The 22044-nt window shown below is 72.7% G+C and carries 16 protein-coding genes and 1 pseudogene; 7 read left to right on the forward strand and 10 right to left on the reverse strand.

Annotated features, from left to right (window positions below; translation table 11 throughout):
* Nucleotides 1–216: 216 nt before the first annotated feature.
* Nucleotides 217–1146: a hypothetical protein gene (locus EAO71_RS10580; RefSeq protein WP_147977492.1), complete on the forward strand. Its 930-nt coding sequence runs from the start codon at nt 217–219 to the stop codon at nt 1144–1146.
* A gap of 86 nt (nt 1147–1232) precedes the next feature.
* Here the strand turns inward: EAO71_RS10580 and EAO71_RS10585 are convergent, their stop codons facing one another.
* Nucleotides 1233–1658, reverse strand: a complete 426-nt coding sequence (locus EAO71_RS10585; protein WP_147977493.1) for a Rieske (2Fe-2S) protein — start codon at nt 1656–1658, stop codon at nt 1233–1235.
* Nucleotides 1659–1773: 115 nt separating this feature from the next.
* Between EAO71_RS10585 and EAO71_RS10590 the strand changes: the two genes are divergently transcribed.
* The gene (locus EAO71_RS10590) at nt 1774–2718 is read left to right on the forward strand and encodes a carbohydrate kinase family protein (protein WP_147979214.1); all 945 of its coding nucleotides are present in this window, start codon (nt 1774–1776) and stop codon (nt 2716–2718) included.
* A 21-nt stretch (nt 2719–2739) separates the two neighbouring features.
* Here EAO71_RS10590 and uvrA read toward each other — a convergent pair whose 3' ends face one another.
* Nucleotides 2740–5748, reverse strand: a complete 3009-nt coding sequence (gene uvrA / locus EAO71_RS10595; protein WP_147977494.1) for an excinuclease ABC subunit UvrA — start codon at nt 5746–5748, stop codon at nt 2740–2742.
* A gap of 188 nt (nt 5749–5936) precedes the next feature.
* Between uvrA and EAO71_RS10600 the strand changes: the two genes are divergently transcribed.
* The 3 genes from EAO71_RS10600 to EAO71_RS10610 all read left to right on the forward strand — a co-directional run bounded on the left by EAO71_RS10600 (nt 5937) and on the right by EAO71_RS10610 (nt 8766).
* The gene (locus tag EAO71_RS10600) at nt 5937–6638 is read left to right on the forward strand and encodes a maleylpyruvate isomerase family mycothiol-dependent enzyme (protein ID WP_147977495.1); all 702 of its coding nucleotides are present in this window, start codon (nt 5937–5939) and stop codon (nt 6636–6638) included.
* A gap of 50 nt (nt 6639–6688) precedes the next feature.
* Nucleotides 6689–7345, forward strand: coding sequence for an MBL fold metallo-hydrolase (locus EAO71_RS10605; protein ID WP_147977496.1), 657 nt, complete (start codon nt 6689–6691; stop codon nt 7343–7345).
* 131 nt (nt 7346–7476) lie between these two features.
* Nucleotides 7477–8766 carry an MFS transporter gene (locus EAO71_RS10610; RefSeq protein ID WP_147979215.1) on the forward strand — a complete coding sequence of 430 codons (1290 nt, stop codon included), beginning with the start codon at nt 7477–7479 and terminating at the stop codon, nt 8764–8766.
* 73 nt (nt 8767–8839) lie between these two features.
* Here the strand turns inward: EAO71_RS10610 and EAO71_RS10615 are convergent, their stop codons facing one another.
* The 5 genes and pseudogenes from EAO71_RS10615 to EAO71_RS10645 form a co-directional block, all read right to left on the reverse strand.
* On the reverse strand, nt 8840–9850 hold the full coding sequence (locus tag EAO71_RS10615; protein ID WP_147977497.1) for a TerC/Alx family metal homeostasis membrane protein: 1011 nt from the start codon (nt 9848–9850) through the stop codon (nt 8840–8842).
* 231 nt (nt 9851–10081) lie between these two features.
* A pseudogene (locus EAO71_RS39630) lies at nt 10082–12314 on the reverse strand (TerD family protein).
* 120 nt (nt 12315–12434) lie between these two features.
* Nucleotides 12435–13013, reverse strand: a complete 579-nt coding sequence (locus tag EAO71_RS10635; protein ID WP_147977498.1) for a TerD family protein — start codon at nt 13011–13013, stop codon at nt 12435–12437.
* Between the two features lie 165 nt (nt 13014–13178).
* Nucleotides 13179–15308 carry an excinuclease ABC subunit UvrB gene (uvrB, locus tag EAO71_RS10640; protein ID WP_147977499.1) on the reverse strand — a complete coding sequence of 710 codons (2130 nt, stop codon included), beginning with the start codon at nt 15306–15308 and terminating at the stop codon, nt 13179–13181.
* A 70-nt stretch (nt 15309–15378) separates the two neighbouring features.
* Entirely contained in the window at nt 15379–16281 is a 903-nt protein-coding gene (locus tag EAO71_RS10645; RefSeq protein ID WP_147977500.1) for an MHYT domain-containing protein, read from the reverse strand.
* Nucleotides 16282–16465: 184 nt separating this feature from the next.
* Between EAO71_RS10645 and EAO71_RS10650 the strand changes: the two genes are divergently transcribed.
* Together EAO71_RS10650 and EAO71_RS10655 are read left to right on the forward strand one after the other, a co-directional pair.
* A complete protein-coding gene (locus EAO71_RS10650) occupies nt 16466–17029 on the forward strand; it encodes a methylated-DNA--[protein]-cysteine S-methyltransferase (protein WP_147977501.1) in 564 nt (187 codons plus the stop codon).
* A gap of 90 nt (nt 17030–17119) precedes the next feature.
* Nucleotides 17120–18412, forward strand: coding sequence for an MFS transporter (locus tag EAO71_RS10655; RefSeq protein WP_187282631.1), 1293 nt, complete (start codon nt 17120–17122; stop codon nt 18410–18412).
* Between the two features lie 44 nt (nt 18413–18456).
* Here EAO71_RS10655 and EAO71_RS10660 read toward each other — a convergent pair whose 3' ends face one another.
* The 3 genes from EAO71_RS10660 to EAO71_RS10670 are packed head-to-tail and all read right to left on the reverse strand — an operon-like array spanning nt 18457 to nt 22000.
* The gene (locus EAO71_RS10660) at nt 18457–19446 is read right to left on the reverse strand and encodes a TolB family protein (RefSeq protein WP_147977502.1); all 990 of its coding nucleotides are present in this window, start codon (nt 19444–19446) and stop codon (nt 18457–18459) included.
* On the reverse strand, nt 19443–20711 hold the full coding sequence (locus EAO71_RS10665; RefSeq protein WP_147977503.1) for an MFS transporter: 1269 nt from the start codon (nt 20709–20711) through the stop codon (nt 19443–19445). The genes EAO71_RS10660 and EAO71_RS10665 overlap by 4 nt, the downstream gene beginning before the upstream one ends.
* Entirely contained in the window at nt 20711–22000 is a 1290-nt protein-coding gene (locus EAO71_RS10670) for a discoidin domain-containing protein (protein WP_147977504.1), read from the reverse strand. The genes EAO71_RS10665 and EAO71_RS10670 overlap by 1 nt, the downstream gene beginning before the upstream one ends.
* Between the last annotated feature and the right edge of the window lie 44 nt (nt 22001–22044).

Here is a 22044-nt window from a genome sequence, read left to right on the forward strand (position 1 = left end):
GATGTGGGGGTGTGGGGGGTGGAGGAGCGCGTCCGGACGCTGCTGAGGAGCATCGAGCGTTGTCGGAAACGGGTCAACACGCTTCAATGCGGGGTGACGGCGGCCTGTGAACGGTGTGACTCGTGTGTGAACGCGTGCCCGCATGCCACCAGCGGCCCCGTCACCGGCGGTGCGGTGGCCCGCCCCTGGCGCGTGAACGTTCACTGAGGAGTCCCCGTGGGGCACACCGAGGCCGATCTGGTGCAGTTGCTGCACACCGGACCGTTCCACCTGGCGCTGCGCACGGCCTTCGCGGTGCGCGGCCTGCCGCTCCAGCGGGTGCAGCACCACCTCGCGCACCGGGGCGTCAAGGTCGGCGTGACCAGCCTCAGTTACTGGCAGCAGGGCGCCCGGCGGCCCCAGCGGCCGGAGTCGATGAAGGCCGTCCGCGCCCTGGAGGAGGTGCTCCAGCTGCCGGTGAACTCGCTGATCCGGCTGCTGCACGAGGACGCCGGCGGACGCGGTGAGGTCGACCGGCCCGCGAGTCGCCCGTACCGCTCCCTGGTGGAGGCCTCGGGCGTGGTCGAGGAGCTGTTCGCGGAGCTGGAGTCACCGGTGGACGGCGGGCTGCACACGGTGGGGCACCACGAACGCGTGCGGATCGGGGCGGGGCGGGAGCTGGTCGGCCGCGACTCGCAGCACGTGGTGCGGGCGCACCGGGACGGGGTCGACCGCTATCTGGCCATCCACCACGGGGATCCGGGGTGCGACCCGTCCCGGGTGGAGGTACGGGCGGCGGAGAACTGCCGGCCCGGCCGGGTGCGCTGGCACGCGGACACCGGCGTGCTGATCGCGGAGCTGCTCTTCGACGCGCGGCTGCGGGCCGGTGAGACGTATCTCTTCGGCTACGGCTTCGAGGACGGGACGGCGGGCCCGAGCGGGGAGTACGTGCGCGGCTTCCGCTACGCGGGCGGGCAGTACGCGCTCCAGGTCCGCTTCGACGAGACGGCGCTGCCGGTGCGGTGCCGGCGCTTCGCCCAGGCCTCGGCCGGGGCGCCGCGCACCGGCCGCGCCGAGCTGACGCTGAGCGGGCGGCACCGCACGGTGCATCTCGTGGAGCAGGGGGTACGGCCGGGGATCCTGGGGATCGACTGGGACTGGGTCTGAGCCTGCCCGGAGGCCGGCCCGGCCGGTGGCGGCCAGGGTGGCGCCCGCGGACCGGGCCGCGAGCCCGGCACGGTGCGCGGGCCCCGCTACGCCTCCGGGCCGGCGACCAGCTTGCCGTTCTCGACGCGGACCGGGACCGCGGGCAGCGGGACGGTCGCCGGGCCCTGGATCGCCTTGCCGGTGGTGACGTCGAAGCGGCTGCCGTGGCAGGGGCAGTTGCCCTCGTTGTCCTCGATCTTGTCGAGGACGCAGCCCGCGTGGGTGCACTGGGCGCTGAACGCCTTGTACTGCCCCTTGGCCGGGCAGCTCACCAGGACCCGCTGCTCGCGGTAGAGCTTGGCGCCGCCGACCGGCACCTCCTCGGGCGCGCCGAGGGTGACCGGTGCGGTCGGGGTCGGGACCTGGGCGTGGCCCAGCTTCGACTCGGTGGAGCATGCGGCGACTCCCAGCCCGGCGGCACCGGCGAGCGCGGCGCCCTTCAGTACGGTGCGGCGGCTGGACTGGCCGGACATGAGCGCTCCACGGTGGGATCGGGGCATGGGGTGACGGAACCGACGATACCGGCGCGGTTCGGCCGGCCTTCCACGGGGCTGTCGTGGCCGGTGGGACATGGGTTACGTTCACGGCGTGATCGTCGTCGCCGGTGAGTCCCTGATCGACCTGGTCCCGGACGGGGCGTCCGGCCCCTTGTCCCCCTTGGTGCCGAGACCCGGGGGCGGCCCGTACAACACGGCCGTGGCGCTGGGGCGGCTCGGCTCGGACGTCGCCTTCTGCTCCCGGGTGTCGACGGACGCCTTCGGCGAGGCGCTGCTCGGCGGACTGCGGGCGGCGGGTGTCTCCGAGGGTCTGGTCCAGCGGGGACAGGAGCCGACGACGCTGGCCGTGGCCTCCGTCGCGCCGGACGGTTCGGCGCGGTACGGCTTCTACGTCGAGGGGACGGCGGACCGTCTCTTCGCCCTGCCGGAGCGTCTTCCGGACGGCGTGCGGGCCCTGGCCTTCGGCACCTGCTCGCTGGTCCTGGAGCCGGGGGCGAGCGCGTACGAGGCGCTGCTGCGGCGCGAGTCGGAGGGCGGTGCGACGGTGCTGCTCGATCCGAACATCCGGCCGGGGCTCATCGCCGACCCGGACGCCTACCGCGAGCGGTTCGCGGCCTGGCTGCCGTACGTCACGCTGCTGAAGCTCTCCGAGGAGGACGCCGCCTGGCTGGGCGGCGCACCGGCCTCGTGGCGGGGGCGCGGGCCCTCCGCCGTGGTGCTGACCCGGGGCGCGGCGGGTCTGACGGCGTTCACGGCGGCCGGCGAGGTCTCCGTCCCGGCGGTCGGCGTGGAGGTCGTGGACACCATCGGCGCCGGCGACACGGTGAACGCGGCGCTGCTGCACGGCCTGGCGGACCGCTCCGTGGAGTCCCTGGGCGTCGACGACTGGCGCGAACTCCTGACGTACGCGGCGGGGGCGGCGGCCGTGACCTGCTCGCGGCCGGGCGCGGAGCCCCCGTACCCGGACGAGCTGGCCCCGCTCCGACGGACGGACGGCGGCCTCCCCGTGCGGGGGAGGCCGCCGTCCGTCCGGTGACCCGGTCGGCCGGGCCTTCGGTCAGGCCTTGCGTGCCCGGCTCGTGGCCGTCTTCTTGGCGGCGGCCTTCTTCGCCGGCACGGCGGCCCCGGACGCCGTCTTCCGGGCCGTCGCCTTCTTGGCGGGCGCCTTCTTCGCGGTCCTCGAAGCGCCGCGCGCGGCCGGGACCGTCGCGTCGCTGACGCGGTCCGCGCCGAGGATCTCGCGGAGGAACTTGCCGGTGTGGCTCGCCGGCACGGACGCGACCTCTTCCGGGGTGCCCTCGGCGATCACCAGACCGCCGCCGCTGCCGCCCTCGGGACCCATGTCGACGACCCAGTCCGCGGTCTTGATGACATCGAGGTTGTGCTCGATGACGATCACCGAGTTGCCCTTGTCGACCAGCCCGGACAGGACCTTGATCAGCTTCGAGATGTCCTCGAAGTGCAGACCGGTGGTCGGCTCGTCCAGGACGTAGACCGTGCGACCGGTCGACCGCTTCTGGAGCTCGGAGGCGAGCTTCACGCGCTGCGCCTCGCCGCCGGAGAGCGTCGGCGCGGACTGCCCGAGACGGACGTATCCGAGCCCCACCTCGTTGAGCGTGCGCAGGTGGCGGGCGATGGTCGGGACGGCCTCGAAGAAGTCCAGGGCCTCCTCGATCGGCATGTCGAGGACCTCGGCGATGGACTTGCCCTTGTAGTGGACCTCCAGCGTCTCCCGGTTGTACCGGTCGCCGTGGCAGACCTCGCACGGGACGTAGACGTCCGGCAGGAAGTTCATCTCGATCTTGATCGTGCCGTCGCCGGAGCAGTTCTCGCAGCGGCCGCCCTTGACGTTGAAGGAGAACCGGCCCGGCAGGTAGCCGCGGACCTTGGCCTCCATCGTCTCGGCGAAGAGCTTGCGCACGTGGTCGAAGACGCCGGTGTACGTCGCCGGGTTGGACCGCGGGGTGCGGCCGATGGGCGACTGGTCGACGTGGACGACCTTGTCGACGAGGTCGTCGCCGTCCACGCGGGTGTGCCGGCCGGGCACCGACTTGGCGCCGTTCAGCTCGCGCGCCAGGTGGGTGTACAGGATGTCGTTGACCAGGGTCGACTTGCCGGAGCCGGAGACTCCGGTGACGGCCGTCAGCACGCCCAGCGGGAAGGAGACGTCGATGTCCTGCAGGTTGTTCTCACGGGCGCCGTGCACCGTGAGCCGGCGCGAGGGGTCCACGGGGCGGCGGATGTCCGGCGTCCCGATGGCCCGGCGGCCGGAGAGGTACTGCCCGGTCATCGACTCGTCGTTGGCGAGGAGTTCGGCCAGGGGCCCGGAGTGCACGACCTTGCCGCCGTGCTCGCCGGCGCCGGGGCCGATGTCGACGACCCAGTCGGCGACCTTGATGGTGTCCTCGTCGTGCTCGACGACGATGAGCGTGTTGCCCATGTCGCGCAGCCGGACCAGGGTCTCGATGAGCCGGTGGTTGTCGCGCTGGTGCAGGCCGATGGACGGCTCGTCGAGCACGTAGAGCACGCCGACCAGGCCGGAGCCGATCTGGGTCGCGAGCCGGATGCGCTGGGCCTCGCCGCCGGAGAGGGTGCCGGCCGCGCGGTTGAGCGAGAGGTAGTCCAGGCCGACGTCGACGAGGAAACGCAGTCGCTCGTTGACCTCCTTCAGGACCCGCTCGGCGATCTTCTTGTCCCGGGCGTTGAGCTTCAGCCGGCCGAGGAAGTCCGCGCACTCGCTGATCGACATCGCGGCGACCTCGGCGATGGAACGCTCCATCACCGTCACCGCGAGGACGATCGGCTTGAGCCGGGTGCCCTGGCAGGTGGGGCAGGGCACCTCGCGCATGTAGCCCTCGAAGCGCTCACGGCTGGAGTCGCTCTCGGCCTCGCTGTGCCGCCGCTTCACGAACGACACCGCGCCCTCGAAGGCCGGCGTGGTGTAGGCGCGCTCGCGGCCGTAGCGGTTGCGGTAGCGGACCTCGACCTGGGTCTTGTGGCCGTGCATGAGGGCCTTCTTGGCCCGCTGCGGGAGGGCGGCGTACGGCAGGTCGGTGCGGAAGCCGAGCGCCTGGGAGAGTCCGCCGATGAGCCGGCCGAAGTACTCCTTGGTGTGGCCGTGCGACCAGGGGTGGATGGCGCCCTCGTCGAGGGACTTGTCCTCGTCCGGGACGATCAGCTCGGGGTCGACCTCCATGCGGGTGCCGATGCCGGTGCAGTCCGGGCAGGCGCCGAAGGGCGAGTTGAAGGAGAAGGAGCGCGGCTCCAGCTCCTCGAAGGACAGGTCGTCGTACGGGCAGTAGAGGTGCTCCGAGTACATCCGCTCGCGCTCGGGGTCGTCCTCGGCGAGGTCGACGAAGTCGAGCACGACCATGCCGCCGGAGAGGCCGAGCGCGGTCTCGACGGAGTCGGTGAGCCGGCGCTTCGCGCTGTCCTTCACGGTGAGACGGTCGACGACCACCTCGATCGTGTGCTTCTCCTGCTTTTTCAGCGTGGGCGGTTCGCTCAGCTGGATCGTCTCGCCGTCGACCCGGGCACGGCTGTAGCCCTTGGTCTGCAGGTCGGAGAAGAGGTCGACGAACTCGCCCTTGCGCTCGCGCACCAGCGGCGAGAGCACCTGGAAGCGGCTGCCCTCGGGAAGTTCCAGCACCTTGTCGACGATGGCCTGCGGCGACTGCCGGGAGATCGGCCGGCGGCACTCGGGACAGTGCGGCTTGCCGATGCGGGCGAAGAGCAGGCGGAGGTAGTCGTAGACCTCCGTGATGGTGCCGACCGTCGAACGCGGGTTGCGCGAGGTCGACTTCTGGTCGATGGAGACGGCGGGCGAGAGACCTTCGATGAAGTCGACGTCCGGCTTGTCCATCTGGCCGAGGAACTGCCGGGCGTACGACGAGAGCGACTCGACGTACCGGCGCTGGCCCTCGGCGAAGATCGTGTCGAACGCGAGGGAGGACTTGCCCGACCCGGACAGCCCGGTGAAGACGATGAGCGAGTCACGCGGGAGGTCGAGCGAGACGTTCTTGAGGTTGTGCTCGCGAGCGCCACGAACGATGAGACGGTCGGCCACGCCGGTCCGCACCTTTCTTGAGAGAGCGGAGGCACAGGAGTGCGGGTCGCAGATATGCCTGGATGTGTCGCATTACCCAACAACCAAGGATGCCGGATGCTTCCACCGAGCCTATAGCACGCACATTCGATTTACGGCCTCGCTTCCACCGCTTCACCCGAACGAGTGGTGGCGCTAGGGTCGGCGCCATGATCGATCATGTGCGTGACCTGGCATCTGTACGTGAAGCGACCGAGCGACTCCTCGACGCGGCCGCTTCCTGGGACAACGCGGCACTGGCCGAGGCGTCACGGCTTCCGGGCTGGACCCGTGGACATCTGCTGGCCCACATCGCCCGAAACGCCGACGCGCTGGTGAACGTCCTCGAAGGGCGTCCCATGTACGCGGACGCCGCCACCCGCGACCGTGACATCGAGCGGGACGCCTCCCGTCCCCTCGACGTGCAGCTCGCCGACGTGCGCGAGAGCGCCGAGCGCTTCCAGGCCGTGGGCCGGGCGCCCGCCGACTGGGACCGCGTCGTGGAGCTCCGCAACGGCGTCACGGACCGGGCGGCCCGCGTCCCCTTCCGCCGCTGGGTGGAGGTCGCGCTCCATCACGTCGACCTGGGGGTCGGCTACGAGCTGGCGGACCTGCCCGAGGAGTTCGTCCTGCGGGAGATCGACTTCCTGGCCGACCGCTGGTCGGGACGCCCGGAGGTCCCGCCGGTGACGCTCCGGCTCGGCTACGAGGAGAACAGCCCCTCCTGGCACACGGGCGGCGACAAGGGCGACCCCGTCGTCCTGGGCGGCACCCGTGCCGAGCTGCTCGGCTGGCTCTCCGGCCGCGGCGACAAGGGCGCCCACCTCGTCCTCCTCGAGGGCGACGACCTCCCGCAGCTCCCGCCGCTGTAGCCCCCGCTGTTGGGGCCACGCCCGTCGACGCCCGGAGATAGGCTGAGCCCATGACCTACAGCGGAGTGGTGAAGGTCGGCGGACCGGCCGATGTGCACGAGCTGACGGACCTGATGATCTCCAAGGTCTCGGTCGGCCCGATGGACAACAACGCGTATCTGCTGCGCTGCCGGGCGACCGGCGAGCAGCTGCTGATCGACGCGGCGAACGAGGCCGGCACGCTCCTCACGCTGATCGGTGACGACGGCATCGCGTCCGTCGTCACCACCCACCGCCACGGGGACCACTGGCAGGCGCTCGCCGAGGTGGTCGCCGCGACCGGCGCGCGGACGTACGCCGGGGCGTACGACGCCGAGGGCATCCCCGTCCCGACCGACGTGCCGGTCGAGGACGGCGACACGATCACGGTCGGCCGGGTCGAGCTGACCGCGCGCCGGCTGGTCGGGCACACCCCCGGCTCGATCGCCCTGGTCTACGACGACCCGCACGGGCACCCGCACGTCTTCACGGGCGACTGCCTCTTCCCGGGCGGCGTGGGCAACACCTGGAAGGACCCCGAGGCCTTCGCCAGCCTGATCCACGACGTGGAGACCAAGCTGTTCGGGGTCCTGCCCGACGAGACCTGGATCTACCCCGGGCACGGCAAGGACACCACCCTCGGCGACGAGCGTCCGCACCTCGCGGACTGGCGCGCACGCGGCTGGTGAGCCCGGCGGGGGCGGACGGCGCACGGCCACGTGCCGTGCGCTCGCGCACGCCCCCGTAACCGCGGACCGGACCGGACGGTTGGCGCGGCATGCGCCACAGTCAGCCCCCGACCCCGCCGCCGGCCCCCGCCATGGGGCGGCTCGCCGCCGCGTCCCTCGCCGGCACGGCCGTCGAGTTCTTCGACTTCTTCGTCTACGGGACCGCCGCCGCCCTCGTCCTCGGGCCGCTCTTCTTCCCCACCTTCTCCCCGCTCGCCGGGACGCTCGCCGCCTTCGGCACCTTCGCCGTCGGGTTCGTCGCCCGCCCCCTCGGCTCGGTCCTCTTCGGCCACGTCGGCGACCGCCACGGGCGGCGCCCCGTCATGTTCGCGTCGCTGCTGCTGACCGGCTGCGCCACGGTCGCCGTCGGCTGCGTGCCGTCGTACGCGACGCTCGGCATCGCCGCCCCCGTCCTCCTGCTCGTCCTGCGCTTCCTGCAGGGCCTGGGGCTCGGCGGCGAATGGGGCGGGGCGGTGCTGCTCACGGCCGAGCACGCGCCCGAGCGGCGGCGTGCGCTGTGGGCGAGCTTCCCGCAGATCGGGCCGGCAGTCGGCTTCCTGCTGGCGAACGGGGTGATGCTGGCACTGTCGGCGACGCTCACCGACGCGCAGTTCCGGGCGTGGGGGTGGCGGGTTCCGTTCTGGGCCGCCGGAGTGCTCGCCGCCGGCGGGCTGCTGCTGCGCTCCTCGCTCGCCGAGACCCCGCAGTTCCGGGAGCTGTCCGAGGCCGGGCTCCGGGCGAGCGCACCGCTGACGGAGGTGGCGCGGGAGCACTGGCGGCTGGTGCTGCTGACGGCCGGGGCGCTGGCCGTCGGCTACGCCGTCTTCTACACGGTCTCCACCTGGACCCTGGCCTACGGCACGGAGCGCCTCGGGGTCGACCGCACGGTGATGCTGGCCTGCGTCATGGCGGCGGTGGCGGTGAAGGGCGCGGTGACGCCGTTCGTGGCGATGCTCGGCGACCGCTACGGTCGCCGGCCGCTGTGCCTGGCGGGGTGCGCCGCCTCCGCGGTCTGGGCGTTCCCGATGGTGGGGCTGCTGCACACCGGGCGGCCGTCGCTGATGTTCCTCGGCTTCCTGGGCTCGCTGCTGGCGTTCATCACCATGTTCGCGGTGGTCGCCGCCTACCTGCCGGAGCTGTACGAGCCGAGGGTGCGCTGCACGGGCGCGGCGGTCGGCTACAACCTCGCCGSGGTGCTGGGCGGGGCCCTGACGCCGATCGCGGCGACGGCGCTGTCGGAGGGCGGCGGCTCGGGGCCGCCCTGGGGCGTGGCGGCGTATCTGACCGTGGTGGCGCTGGTGAGCCTGGGCTGCTTCGCGCTGCTGCCGGAGACGCTGCCGGACGCCGTCCGGTCCGAGGCGCCGCAGGCGGCGCCCGCCTGACCACGCACCGCGGCCGGTGCGGGCGGTGGTGTGCCGCCCGCACCGGCCGCGGTGCGTTCTCGTGTCGGGGCGGTCAGGCGCCGACGCTGTCCTTCTCCGTCTCGCCGGCCTCCGCCGCGGGAGCCTCGGCCGCCTCGCGCTCGGCCTGCCTCTTGGAGGCGATCAGGCTGGTGATCGTGGTGATGATCAGAACACCGCAGATGAACGCGAGCGAGAACGGGATGGAGATCTCGGGGACGTGCAGCCCGGACTCGTGCAAGGCGTGCAGCACCAGCTTCACGCCGATGAAGCCGAGGATCACCGACAGGCCGTAGCTGAGGTGGACCAGCTTCTTGAGCAGGCCGCCGATCAGGAAGTACAGCTGCCGCAGACCCATCAGGGCGAAGGCGTTGGCGGTGAAGACGATGTACGGGTCCTGGGTCAGGCCGAAGATCGCCGGGATCGAGTCGAGGGCGAACAGGATGTCGGTGGTGCCGATCGCCAGCATGACGACCATCAGCGGGGTCAGCACCCGCTTGCCGTTCACCCGGATGAAGAGCTTCGTGCCGTGGTACCTGTCGGCGACGCCGAACCGCTTCTCGATCGACTTGAGGAGACGGTTCTCCTCGAACTCGTCCTCGTCCTCGTCCTTGCGCGCCTCCTGGATGAGCTTCCAGGCGGTGAAGATCAGGAACGCGCCGAAGATGTAGAACACCCAGGAGAAGCTGGCGATGATCGCGGCGCCGGCGGCGATGAAGATCGCCCGCAGGACCAGGGCGATCAGGACGCCCACCAGCAGTACGCGCTGCTGGAGGTGCGAGGGCACCGCGAACTTCGCCATGATCAGGACGAAGACGAAGAGGTTGTCGACGCTCAGCGACTTCTCGGTGATGAAGCCCGCGAAGAACTCGCCGGACGCCTGGCTGTCGCCGAACACGAGCAGGCCGAGCCCGAAGAGCGCGGCCAGCGCGATCCAGACGATCGACCAGATCCCGGCTTCCTTGACCGACACGTCATGGGGTTTGCGCCCGATGAAGAAGTCGATGGCAATCAGGGCGGACAGACCGAGAATGGTCAGCACCCACAGGGTCATTGAAACGTCCACTGCGCCTCCGGCGTCGTACGGCTACTGATCAGCGTCGTCGCTGCCGGAGGTCTCTTCCACCCGGGCCGGTACGCGACCGGCCGGGCCGACGCCCCGGGATCGGGCCACTGGGGCCTGTCCGTATTGACGGGAACGCCGCGCACTGGGGAGTACTCCCCTCCGCGCCGAGAAGACTACCCGAAACACCAAGGGAAGGTAAAGGGGAGGGTAAAGAGCCACCAAAAGGCCAGGTCAGTGCCACCCCTGGCGACGGGCCTCGGCGACCTGGGCCAGCACCTGACGCAGCACCGCGCTGCCCGCCGGAATCCGCGGCGGTTCGTACGTCCAGGCGTGCCCGACCCACGGATCGGCCAGGTGGTCGTCGGCGACGGGGGTCACCCGCAGCAGCGACCGCCACAGCGGATCCAGCAGCGGCCCGTACGCCGAGGCGTCCTCACGGTCGGCGACCATCAGCAGGTGGACGCCGACCCGCGGGCCCTCGTCCGCCAGGTAGCGCAGCTGGGTCACGGCCCGGTCGTCGAAACCGTGCGGGAAGTCGTGGACGATCAGCAGCTGCTCGGCGGTGTCCATGCCGGGCGGCAGCGCGTCGGCGGCGCCGGCCCGCACCGCCATCTGGACCAGGTCGACGCGCTCGGTGAGCTGCGCCAGGACGGCGGAGACCCCGGCCGCGCCGGCGGCCGGCGGGGCGGCCAGGACGCCCGACTCCACGAGCGGCGCGAGGGACGCGGCGCCCGAGCCCGCCGGGTCGAGGACATGGACCGTGAAGTCGCCGGCGGGATAGACGGCGAGCAGCCGGGCCGCGTGCGCCACGGCGGTGTCCAGGGCGAGCCGGCGCAGCTCGGCCTCGTCGAGGAGCGCGGAGGCCTCGGACCGCCCGCGCCCGCTGTCGACCCACAGCCCGCGCTCCAGCGGGAGGCGGATCAGCATGGGGATGTGCAGGTCGGTCCGCTCGGGAAGGTGGAGGTCACCCAGGCGCAGGGCCATGGGGGTCTCCATGGGGACGCGGTAGCCGTGCCAGACGGGGCTGTCCCAGCGGGCGAAGGCCGTGGGCAGCGCGGGTTCGACGACCTCGGACTCGGCGACGAGCTGGGCGAGGTCGCGGTCCAGGGCCTCCTGGGCACGGGCGGTGAGCTCGTCGTGCTTGGCCCTGGCCTCCGCACGGGCGGCGTCGCCGGTGCCGCCGATGCGGCTGCGCGGGTCGGAGAGGACGCGGTCGAGCTCCTGGTCGAGACGGGACTCGGCGAAGTCGCAGGCGCTGCGGTACGCGGCGGTGGTGCGGGCCAGGTCCTCGAACATGCCCCAGACCTGGTTGTACAGCCGCTCGTCCATGGACCAGCCGGCGGCGTCACCGGCGACGGGGACGGGCGGGGACTGCTGCGGCTCCGGCTGGCAGATGACCGCCCTGGGCAACCCGGCCAACGGCCGGACCTTCCAGGACCTGATGCCGGCGATCCTGCCGCACCTGTAGGCGCTCCCGCCCGCGCATCCCACAGCTCCCGGAGGCAGTCGGCCGCCGGGAGCTGGCCGCCCCGCCGGCCGCCGGCGCGGCCGGGGTCTCCGCCGTCCTGGCGCAGCTCACCGAGCGCGTCGACCTGGTCCAGATGGCGGCACCGAGCGCGTCGACCTGGTCCAGATGGCGGTGCGTGGACACCGCCGTGGCGCACGCGGCCCGGCTGCTCGCCGTCTATCCCGCCGGCGACTTCACGGTCCATGTCCTCGACCCGGCGGGCTCGGGCGCCGCGTCCCTCGCGCCGCTCGTGGAGTCGGGCGTCCTGGCCGCCCCGCCGGCCGCCGGCGCGGGCGGCGGCGTCACGGGCACGGTCGGGGCCGTGTCCGCCGCGGCCGCCGGGGCGGAGTGGCGCACCCGCTCCGCGTCGGGGACGCGCGGGGGCGGGGCGGCCACCGACCGCGCCATGCCCCGCACGACGGCTTCCAGGATGGCGGCGGCCAGTTCGGCGGGGTTCTCCAGGCCCTGGTCGCCGAGCATGGCCGCCAGGCCGCCCTCGTACCCCTGGCCCACGGCACGGACCTTCCAGACCCCCTGGCGGCGGTACAGCTCAAGGGCCACGACGGCGGACTCGCTGTCGAGGCCGGTGATCGTGTAGCTCGCGATCTCCGTGCCGTCGAGGGCGGTCACGGCGACGAAGGGCGCTGCGGCGGCGCCGAAGCGGGACGGGCCGCCGGCGCCGACGGGCAGCGCGAGGAGGACCGAGACGCGGTGGACGGAGTCCGGGACCGCCTCCAGGTCGACGGCCAGGCGGTGGTCGGCCGCGGCCTGCTGGGAGACCTCGATCCCCGGCAGGGACGGCGAGCCGGGGTGGGCGATCCATTCGACGCCGGCGACCCTCCCCCGCTCGTCGCCGAGGGTGGTTCCGGCGACGACGGGATGGCCGGCCGACACCCGGATCTCCAGTCGGGTGTCGGGCAGGGGGTGGTTCTGCCCCCGGACCAGCTCGGCCGTCATCGGCTCTGTCCCCTCGAATGCTGCGATCGCTCGGATCGGGTCGTGATCGTCTCGGTCATGCGGGACAGCTCCCGGCGGCCGACTGCCTCCGGGAGCTGTGGGATGCGCGGGCGGGAGCGCCTACAGGTGCGGCAGGATCGCCGGCATCAGGTCCTGGAAGGTCCGGCCGTTGGCCGGGTTGCCCAGGGCGGTCATCTGCCAGCCGGAGCCGGCCCGGTGCACCTTCGCCATGATCTGCGCGGTGTACTGGCCGCCGCCGTCCAGGGTGTAGCGGGCCAGCTCCTGGCCGTTGGTCTCGTCGACGATCCGGCAGAAGGCGTTCTGCACCTCCTGGAACGTCTGGCCGGTGAAGGAGTTCACCGTGAAGACGATCTGGTCGATGTGGACCGGGACGCGCTGGAGGTCCACGAGGATGGACTCGTCGTCGCCGCCCTGGCCCGCGCCGCCGACCAGGTTGTCACCGGTGTGGCGCACGGAGCCGTCGTCGCTGACCAGGTGGCGGAAGAAGACCACGTCCACCGGCTGCTTGTCGGCGAAGAGCACCGCCGACGCGTCCAGGTCGATCTCCCGGGTGCGCGAGCCGAACAGCCCGCGCCGGGGCGCCGCCTGCCATCCGAGGCCCATCCGCACCGCGGTCAGGGCGCCTCCGCCCTGCTTCTCCAGGCTGATGGCCTGACCCTTGGTCATGTTGACCGTCACGCGCGTCCCCTCTCGTTGTGCCATCCCCGCGGCAGTCCATGCCGAACGTGCGGTTGTGCAGCACCCTACGCAGTGTCACCGACAGCGCAGCAGGCGCGGTCCGGTTTTGTGTCGGTCTTGCAACACACCGGACCCGCGCCCGGACCGGCCCGGGAGCCCGGCCGCTCAGGCCAGACCCGCCTCCTTCATCTGGCGCAACTCCTTCTTCAGCTCTCCCACTTCGTCCCGCAGCCGGGCGGCCACCTCGAACTGGAGCTCCGCCGCCGCGGCGCGCATCCGGTCGGTCATCTCCTCGATGATCGCGGCCAGTTCGCTGGCGGGCCGGTCGCCGAGCTCGACCGTGGAGCCGGCCCTGGCGGCCTTGGCCCTGCCCTTCGCGCCGTGCCCGGCGAGCGCGGGCACGGGTGCCTTGGCGTCCTTCCCCTGGCGGTAGCCGGTGCCGAGGAGCTCCTCGGTGTCGACCTCCTCGCGCGCGATCGTGGCGACGATGTCGTTGATCTTCTTGCGGAGCGGCTGGGGGTCGATGCCGTGGGCGGTGTTGTAGGCGTTCTGCTTCTCGCGGCGCCGGTTGGTCTCGTCGATGGCCTTCTCCATCGCGGGCGTGATCTTGTCCGCGTACATGTGGACCTGTCCGGAGACGTTGCGCGCGGCGCGGCCGATGGTCTGGATCAGCGAGGTGCCCGAGCGGAGGAAGCCCTGCTTGTCGGCGTCGAGGATGGCCACGAGGGAGACCTCGGGGAGGTCGAGGCCCTCGCGGAGCAGGTTGATGCCGACCAGGACGTCGTACTCGCCGGCCCGCAGCTCGCGCAGCAGCTCGATGCGGCGCAGGGTGTCGACGTCGCTGTGGAGGTAGCGGACCTGGATGCCCAGCTCCAGGAAGTAGTCGGTGAGGTCCTCGGCCATCTTCTTGGTGAGGGTGGTGACGAGGACCCGCTCGTCCTTCTCGGTGCGCAGCCGGATCTCGTGGACCAGGTCGTCGATCTGGCCCTCGGTGGGCTTGACGACGACCTCGGGGTCGACCAGGCCGGTGGGGCGGATGATCTGCTCCACGAAGCCGTCTCCGCGGGACAGCTCGTACGTCCCGGGGGTGGCGGAGAGGTAGACGGTCTGGCCGATCCGCTCCTGGAACTCCTCCCACTTCAGCGGGCGGTTGTCGAGGGCCGAGGGGAGCCGGAAGCCGTGGTCGACCAGGGTCCGCTTGCGCGAGGCGTCGCCCTCGTACATGGCACCGATCTGCGGCACGGTGACGTGCGACTCGTCGATGACGAGCAGGAAGTCCTCGGGGAAGTAGTCGAGGAGGGTGTTCGGGGCGGAGCCCGGCTCGCGGTCGTCGAAGTGCATCGAGTAGTTCTCGATGCCGGAGCAGGAGCCGATCTGGCGCATCATCTCGATGTCGTACGTGGTGCGCATGCGCAGCCGCTGCGACTCCAGCATCTTGCCCTGCTTGTCGAGCTCGGCGAGGCGGCTCTCGAGCTCGCGCTCGATGCCGTCGACCGCGCGCTGCATGCGCTCGGGGCCGGCGACGTAGTGGCTGGCGGGGAAGACGTACAGTTCGCGGTCCTCGCTGATGACCTCGCCGGTGAGCGGGTGCAGCGTGGAGAGCGCCTCGATCTCGTCGCCGAACATCTCGATGCGGACGGCGAGCTCCTCGTAGACCGGGAAGATCTCGATGGTGTCGCCGCGGACCCGGAAGGTGCCGCGGGTGAACGCCAGGTCGTTGCGCGTGTACTGGATGTCGACGAAACGGCGGAGGAGCTGGTCCCGGTCGAACTCCTCGCCGACCTTGAGCGGGACCATCCGGTCCACGTACTCCTGCGGCGTGCCGAGGCCGTAGATGCAGGAGACGGAGGCGACCACCACGACGTCCCGGCGGGTGAGCAGGGAGTTCGTCGCGGAGTGGCGCAGCCGCTCGACCTCCTCGTTGATCGAGGAGTCCTTCTCGATGTAGGTGTCCGACTGCGGGACGTAGGCCTCGGGCTGGTAGTAGTCGTAGTACGAGACGAAGTACTCGACGGCGTTGTTCGGCAGGAGCTCGCGGAACTCGTTCGCCAGCTGGGCCGCCAGGGTCTTGTTCGGGGCCATGACCAGCGTGGGCCGCTGCAGCTTCTCGATCATCCACGCGGTGGTCGCCGACTTGCCGGTGCCGGTGGCACCGAGCAGCACGACGTCCTTCTCGCCGGCGCGGATGCGCCGCTCGAGGTCGGCGATGGCCGTCGGCTGGTCGCCGCTGGGCTGGAAGGGACTGACGACCTCGAAGGGCGCCACCGAACGTTCGATCTTGGAAACGGGCCGCATGCACCCACCGTACGACCCCCCACCGACAGTCGGGCGGTGAACGCCCGGGCGGGTGGCGGCGACCCCCGCCTCACCAGTCCTGGGAGCGGTGCGCGCCCCGGGGGACGCCCTTGCGCGCGGCCCGTCCGGAGGCCGGGCGGGCCGACCAGTTGGCGGGCTCCCCGTACGCGGAGGGGCGGCGCGGCGCGGGCACGCCGGCCCGCACGGCCCTCGGCGAGGAGGGCTTCTGCCAGTCCGGGTCGCCCATGACGAGCAGCGGGTCGAACATGACGACGACGGCGGCCAGCAGCAGGAAGACCGCCGGGCCGATCAGCATCGGAAGGAGGAGGGAGGTGGCGGAGTCGCCGCCGCCCGCGGGGGCGCCGTCGCCGTGCAGGTGGACGTTGACCGCCGCCATGGCGGTGTAGTGCATACCAGTGACGGCGAGTCCCATCACCATGCTCGCGCCGATGCTGGCCAGAAACCCGTGTACCGAGACGGCCGCCCAGAGCGCCGCAGTGGCCGCCACGACGGCGATCGCGACGGAGAGCGCCACGGTGACCGTGTCGTACTCGATGCGGCCCTGGAGCCGCATGCCCGCCATGCCGAGGTAGTGCATGGTCGCGACCCCGAGGCCGGTGATGGTGCCGCCGGTGACCAGGGTGAGCGTCGTCGCGCCGCGGTAGCCGACGATGAAGATGCCGACGCCGACCATCAGGACGGCCACGCCCAGGCTGGCGAAGGTGAGCGGCCGGTCGTAGGTGATCGGGGCCTGCCGGACGGAGAAGCCGATCATGCCGATGAAGTGCATGGTCCAGATGCCGGTGCCGATCGAGGTGGCGCCCAGCGCCAGCCAGCCGGCTTTGAAGGTGTCACGGTTGCGGAGCGACCTGGTGGTGCAGCGCAGTCCCAGGGCGCCACCGAGGCAGGCCATGAGAAAGGCCGCCACCGGCGTGACGACGCCGTGACTGAATCCGTCGACCGTGCCCTGCATGAGCGTGTGACCTCCACCCGTGGTGCAACGTCGTCCGAAAACAGTCGGTACCGCTGAGTAGTGCTACCGGGGCGAGATTATGGCGCGCCGGGAGCCGCGCGACCACGTGGTCCGGGAAAAGGCCGGGGGGAGATCGGGGCGATACCCCGCCGCGATGTCGGTGCCGGGTCGTACGGTGATCGGTATGGACAGCGAGACGACCTCGCCGCGGGGGCACGCGGAGCGGCTGGAATGGGCGGTCGTGGACAGCGCCGTCGGCCCGCTGCTGCTGGCGGCGACCGCCCGCGGCCTGGTGAGCGTGGTCTTCCACGCCGAGGAGGGGGTGCGCGAGCGGACCCTGGACCGGATCGCGGGCCGGCTCGGCGCGGAGCCGGTGCACGACGCGTCGGGGCTCCTCGCCGAGCCCGTGCGGCAGCTCGCGGAGTACTTCGACGGCGGGCTGAGGGAGTTCGTCGTCGCCCTGGACTGGTCCCTGACGGCCGGGTTCAACCGGGTGGTGCTGCGCGAGCTGGCGATCGGGGTGCCGTACGGAACGGTGGTCGGGTACGGGGACCTGGCGAAGCGGGTCGGCGACCCGCGCGCCGCGCAGGCGGTCGGGGTGGCGATGGGCTCCAATCCGCTGCCGATCGTCGTGCCGTGCCACCGGGTGGTGGAGAGCGACGGCGGGCTCGGCGGGTTCGGGGGCGGTCTGGAGACGAAGCGGAGACTGCTGGAGCTGGAGGGTGTCCTGCCGCAGCCGCTGTTCTGAACGCGGCCCCCGGCGGCCGGCCGCGCCGCTCCCGGAGATGTGAGCAAGGAGGCGTTCCCACGGGGTGGGCCGGCTGGCACACTGCCGTAAGTGACCAACACCCCCGACGCCCCTGACGCCCTTCTTTCGGCGGAGATACCCCCTCCCGTCACGGCCCTCGACCTCCCCGCGCTGCGGCGGCGGATCCAGGCCGTGCTGATCACCAGCCAGATCCTCGGCGGGCTCGGCATCGCCATCGGGGTCGCCCTGGCCGCCGTGCTCGCCAAGGACGTCAGCGGCACCGAGGCGCTGTCGGGGCTGGCCTCGACGGCCACCGTGGCCGGCCCGGCCCTGCTCGCGATGCCGCTGGCCGCCCTGATGTCCAACCGGGGGCGGCGTGCGGGACTCGTGCTCGCCTATCTGGTGGGGGCGCTGGGCGCCTGCGTGGTGGTCCTCGGCGCGGTCGTCGACAGCTTCCCCCTCCTGCTGCTGGGTCTGGTCGGCTTCGGGGCAGGCTCCTCGGCCAACCTCGCGGCCCGCTTCGCCGCCGCCGACCTCGCCGAGCCGGAGCGCCGGGCGCGGGCTATCTCGACCGTGGTCTGGGCGACGACGATCGGGGCGGTCCTCGGCCCGAACATCGCCGCGCCGGCCGGGCGGAGCGTGGCCGGGCTCGGCATCCCGGCGACGGCCGGGCCCTTCGTCTGGGCGGCCGGCGTGTTCCTGCTCGCCGCGGCGCTGATGGCGGTGCTGCTGCGCCCCGACCCCCTCCTGACGGCCCGTGCGCTGGCCGGTCCCGCGGACCGGGAGGAGGCCGACGGGCGTTCCCTGCGGGCGGGCATGCGCGCCGTCCGGGAGTCCTCGCGGGCCCGGCTGGCCCTGGTCACCGTGGCCGCCTCGCACACGGCGATGGTCTCGATCATGTCGATGACGCCGGTGGCACTGAGCCACCACGGCGCCGGGATCGAGCTGATCGGCCTGGTCATCAGCGGGCACATCGCGGGCATGTACGCCTTCTCGCCGGTGATGGGCTGGCTGTCGGACCGGCTGGGCCGGCTGTCGGTGATCGGCCTGGCGGTCGGGCTCCTGTCCGTCGCGGCGCTGCTGGCGGGCACGGCGGGGCCGAGCCACGGGCGGACCGCCGTGGGCCTGTTCGTGCTGGGCCTGGGCTGGTCGGCGGGGCTCGTGTCGGGCTCCGCACTCCTGACGGACTCGGTGCCGCAGGCCGCCCGCGCGGCGGTCCAGGGCCTGTCCGACTTCACCATGAACACCGCGGCGGGCATCGGCGGGCTGATGGCGGGACTGGTCGTGGCCGAGGCGGGCTACGGCTGGCTGAACGTGGTGGGCGCCTGTCTGCTGCTGCCGATGGCCGCGCTGGCCGTCCGGGGTGCGGTCCGCCGCGCCTGACCCGGCGGACGGAGCCGCCGCGGCCGGCGTGCCCCGCGCGCCCGTCAGCGTGGCACCACGGGCGACGAGGCGCCGGGGACCAGCGGGCGGACCCGTCCGGAACCGTCGGCCGGGACCGTCCACAGCCCGCCCTCGTGGCCGTACGCCAGTGTGCGGTCGTCGGTCCAGGCCGCCTGGTCGTCGATGCTGCGGTGGTCGGCGACCGGGTGCTCGCGCATGCTTCGGAGATCGAGGACGTACAGGCGCCAGGGCGCCTTCGGATCCTTTGAGACCTTCTTCTTGAAGGCGACCCTGGTGTCGTCGGGCGACAGCGACGGGCACTCGGCGTTCTCCCGCACGGCCCGCGCCGACCAGGCCCGGAGGTCGCCCTCGACCAGGTGGGTACGGCCGTCCGTCGCGACGGTGGCGTAGAAGCGGTTGTCGTCGCGGGCGAAGGTGACGCCCCAATAGTTGACGTCGGGCGCGTGGTACCGCCGGCCGCCGAGTGTGAGCGGGATCTGTTCCATGTTCTTGACGAGGTAGCCGGTGCGCAGGTCGAGGATCGAGGTCCGGGTCGAGAAGGCGGAGGTCGCGTAGGAGTCGCCGGTGGCGAACATGGTCCAGGACAGCACCTGTCCCGAGGCCGACACGCGGGCCCGGCTGGGGATGCCCGGCAGCGCGATCCGCCGCAGTTCGCGCAGGTTCCGGTCGAGCACGAGGGCGTACGAACGCGGTGGTACGCCCGGGCGCCGCCGGAGGCAGAGGGCGGTGGGCCCGGCGGCGTGGAAGCGGTCGCACACCGGGCCGCCGGCCACCCGCCCGCCCGGGGCCGCCGGGTCCCGGCGGGCGACGCGGCCGGTCGCCGTGTCACGGAAGTACAGGCGCCCGGCCGGGCCCTCGAGGGTGAAGCCGGGGGCCGCCTCGGTCGGGATCCGGCCGGCCGTCGCGTGCTCGGCCGCGCGGAGCGTGTAGGCGGTGGCTCCGCCGGCGAGCAGGACGACGGCCAGGACGAGGAGCCACAGACGGGTCCGGGCGGGACGGCCGGTGCCGGTCATGAAGGGGACCTTTCGGGAGGCGGCGGGGCGGGCAGCAGACGCAGGGCGCAGCAGAGGGCCGCCGCGAGCCCCGCGCAGGCGAGCAGGAGCGCGGCCCGGGGGCCCCACGCCGTCCAGGCGGCCCCGAAGCCGGCCGCCGCGACGAGCCGGGCCAGGGCCTGGACGGTCTGGACGAGCGCGAGTCCGCCCGCCCGGCGCCGGGCGGGGAGGAGCGGCCCGGTCAGCGCCATCAGGACCCCGTCGGTGGAGGCGTAGAAGATCCCGAGGAGCGCGGGGACGAGCCCGAGGAGGAGGGGGGCGGGACCGGGGGCGAGGAGCGCCGCGTACGCGAGGAGCAGGGCACCGTGCCCGTACAGGAAGGGGCGGCGGCGTCCGATCCGGTCGGCGAGCCGGCCGGCCGGGACGGCGAGCAGCAGATAGCAGGCCGCCGCGCCGAGCGGCAGGAAGGGGAACCACGTGACGGCCAGGTCGAGGCGCCGCTGGAGCAGCAGGTAGACGAACGCGTCGCCGACGGTGGCCGCCCCGAGGAGCGCGGTGCAGACGACGATCCGGCGGTAGGCCGGTGTGCGCAGCGGCGCGAACGGGGCGCGGGGCGTCCGCGGCCGGGGCGGCACGGGGGACGCCGGCACCGGAAGGGCGGCGGGCGCGTTCGGCACGAGCACCACCAGGAGGAGCACGCCGGCGACCCCGGTGCAGAAGCTGACGACGAACACCGCGTCGTAGGCGTCGGCCGTCGCCCAGAGCAGGGCAAACGCGGCGAGCGGCCCGAGCAGGGCGCCGGTGGTGTCCATCGCCCGGTGGACGCCGAAGGCGCGGCCGAGGCCGTCCGGCGGGCTGCTGAGGGTGATCAGCGCGTCCCGCGGTGCGGTGCGGATGCCCTTGCCGAGCCGGTCGGCGGCGAGCGACGCCGCGATCGGGCCGGCCGCGCCGCCCGCGAGGAGCAGGCCGAGCCGGGAGCAGGCGGACAGCGCGTACCCGATCCCCGCGACGCGTTTGTGGCGGCCGCCGCGGTCGGCCGCGTGGCCGCCGAGGAGCCGTACGAGCGCGGTGGCGCCGTTGAGGAGGCCGTCCAGGAAGCCGAACTGGAGCGGGGAGAGGCCGAGTCCGAGGACCAGGTAGAGCGGCAGCACGGCGGTCACCATCTCCGAGGAGACGTCGGTGACCAGGCTGACCGCGCCCAGCGCGAGGACGGTGCCGGAGACGCGCCGCCGGACCCCGGGGAGGGGCGGCGGCGCGTCCGGGCGACCGGTGGTCGCGAGGTACATCAGTGGCAGGTGTAGGTCGGGCCGGAGTCCTTGACCTGGCCGTCGGTGCCGACGTACTGCCAGGTGTACGTCGTGTCGGTGAGGTCGAGCTTCAGCACGCCGTAGGGCCCGCTGATCCGCTTCTGGCTGTTGGGCTGGACGGTCTCGATCGGGTAGGGCTCGGCTCCGCCCATGCCGCCGACGATCTCGACGATGCCGGCGGCCGTGGCCCGCCCGGCCGGGTCCTGCGGGGCGAACCGCTCGTAGTGGTGGTCGTGGCCGTTGAGGACGAGGTCGGCCCCGGCGCCGTAGAGGATCTGCCAGACGGGCTTGGAGACCGGGTCGTTGCCGTGGCCTCCCGAGGAGTACAGCGGGTGGTGGAAGTAGGCGGCGACGCAGCCCTTGGTGGTCCGGGCGAGGTCGTCCTTGAGCCACTGGATCTGGGCCGCGTCGTCGAAGGAGTTGGAGTCGAGGGCGACGAAGTGCCAGTTGCCCTCGTCGAAGCTGTAGTACGGCTTGCCCTGGGGGTAGGCGATCGCGCCGAAGTAGGACTTGTAGCCGGCGAGCGGTCCGGCCGGGTCGTACGTCTCGTGGTTGCCGGGGACGGGCCTGGTCCTGGCCTTGAAGGCGCCCCAGGTCTTGTCGTAGTAGGCGCGGAAGTCGGAGAGCAGGGCGTCGTCGTACTGGTTGTCGCCCATCGTCAGGTAGAACTTCGGGTCGATGCGCTGGGCCAGGGCCGCGGTCTTCGGGTGGGCGCAGGAGCTGCTGGAGGCGGTGCACTGGGCGGCGATGTCACCGGCGGCCACCACGGTGAAGGCCCCTCCCGGGGGCGGGGTGCCGCCGTCGGTGGTGCCGTACACCTCCAGTTCGTAGAGGGAGTAGCCGTACGGGGTGCCGCGGGCTGTGCCGTGGACGCGAACGTACCGGCCCTTGCCGCTCAGCGCGGTCCAGTCGTCGGTGCCGCCGTTGCCGGCGGTCTCGGTGGCGAGGCGCGTCCAGGCCGCGCCGTCGGCCGAGACCTCGATCCGGTACGCCTTGGCGTACGCGGCCTCCCAGTTCAGGCGGACCCGGGAGACGGTGGCGGTCGCGCCGAGGTCGACGCGGATCCACTGCGGGTCGGAGCCCTCGGCGCTGGCCCAGCGGGTGGCAGGGTCGCCGTCGACGGCCTTCTCCGGGCCGAAGGTGGAGTCCTCCACGGAGGAGGACGTGGCGGGCTTGCCGCGGGAGAGGAGGGGGGCGGCGGCCGCCCCGGCGCGGCCGGGTGCGGCGAGCAGCAGACCGCCGACGAGCAGCAGGACGGCGGTGAGCACGAGGGTCGGGGTAGCAGGACGGCGGTGAGCACGAGGGTCGGGGT

This window comes from Streptomyces sp. MS191 (genome assembly GCF_008042125.1).
GTDB lineage: Bacteria > Actinomycetota > Actinomycetes > Streptomycetales > Streptomycetaceae > Streptomyces.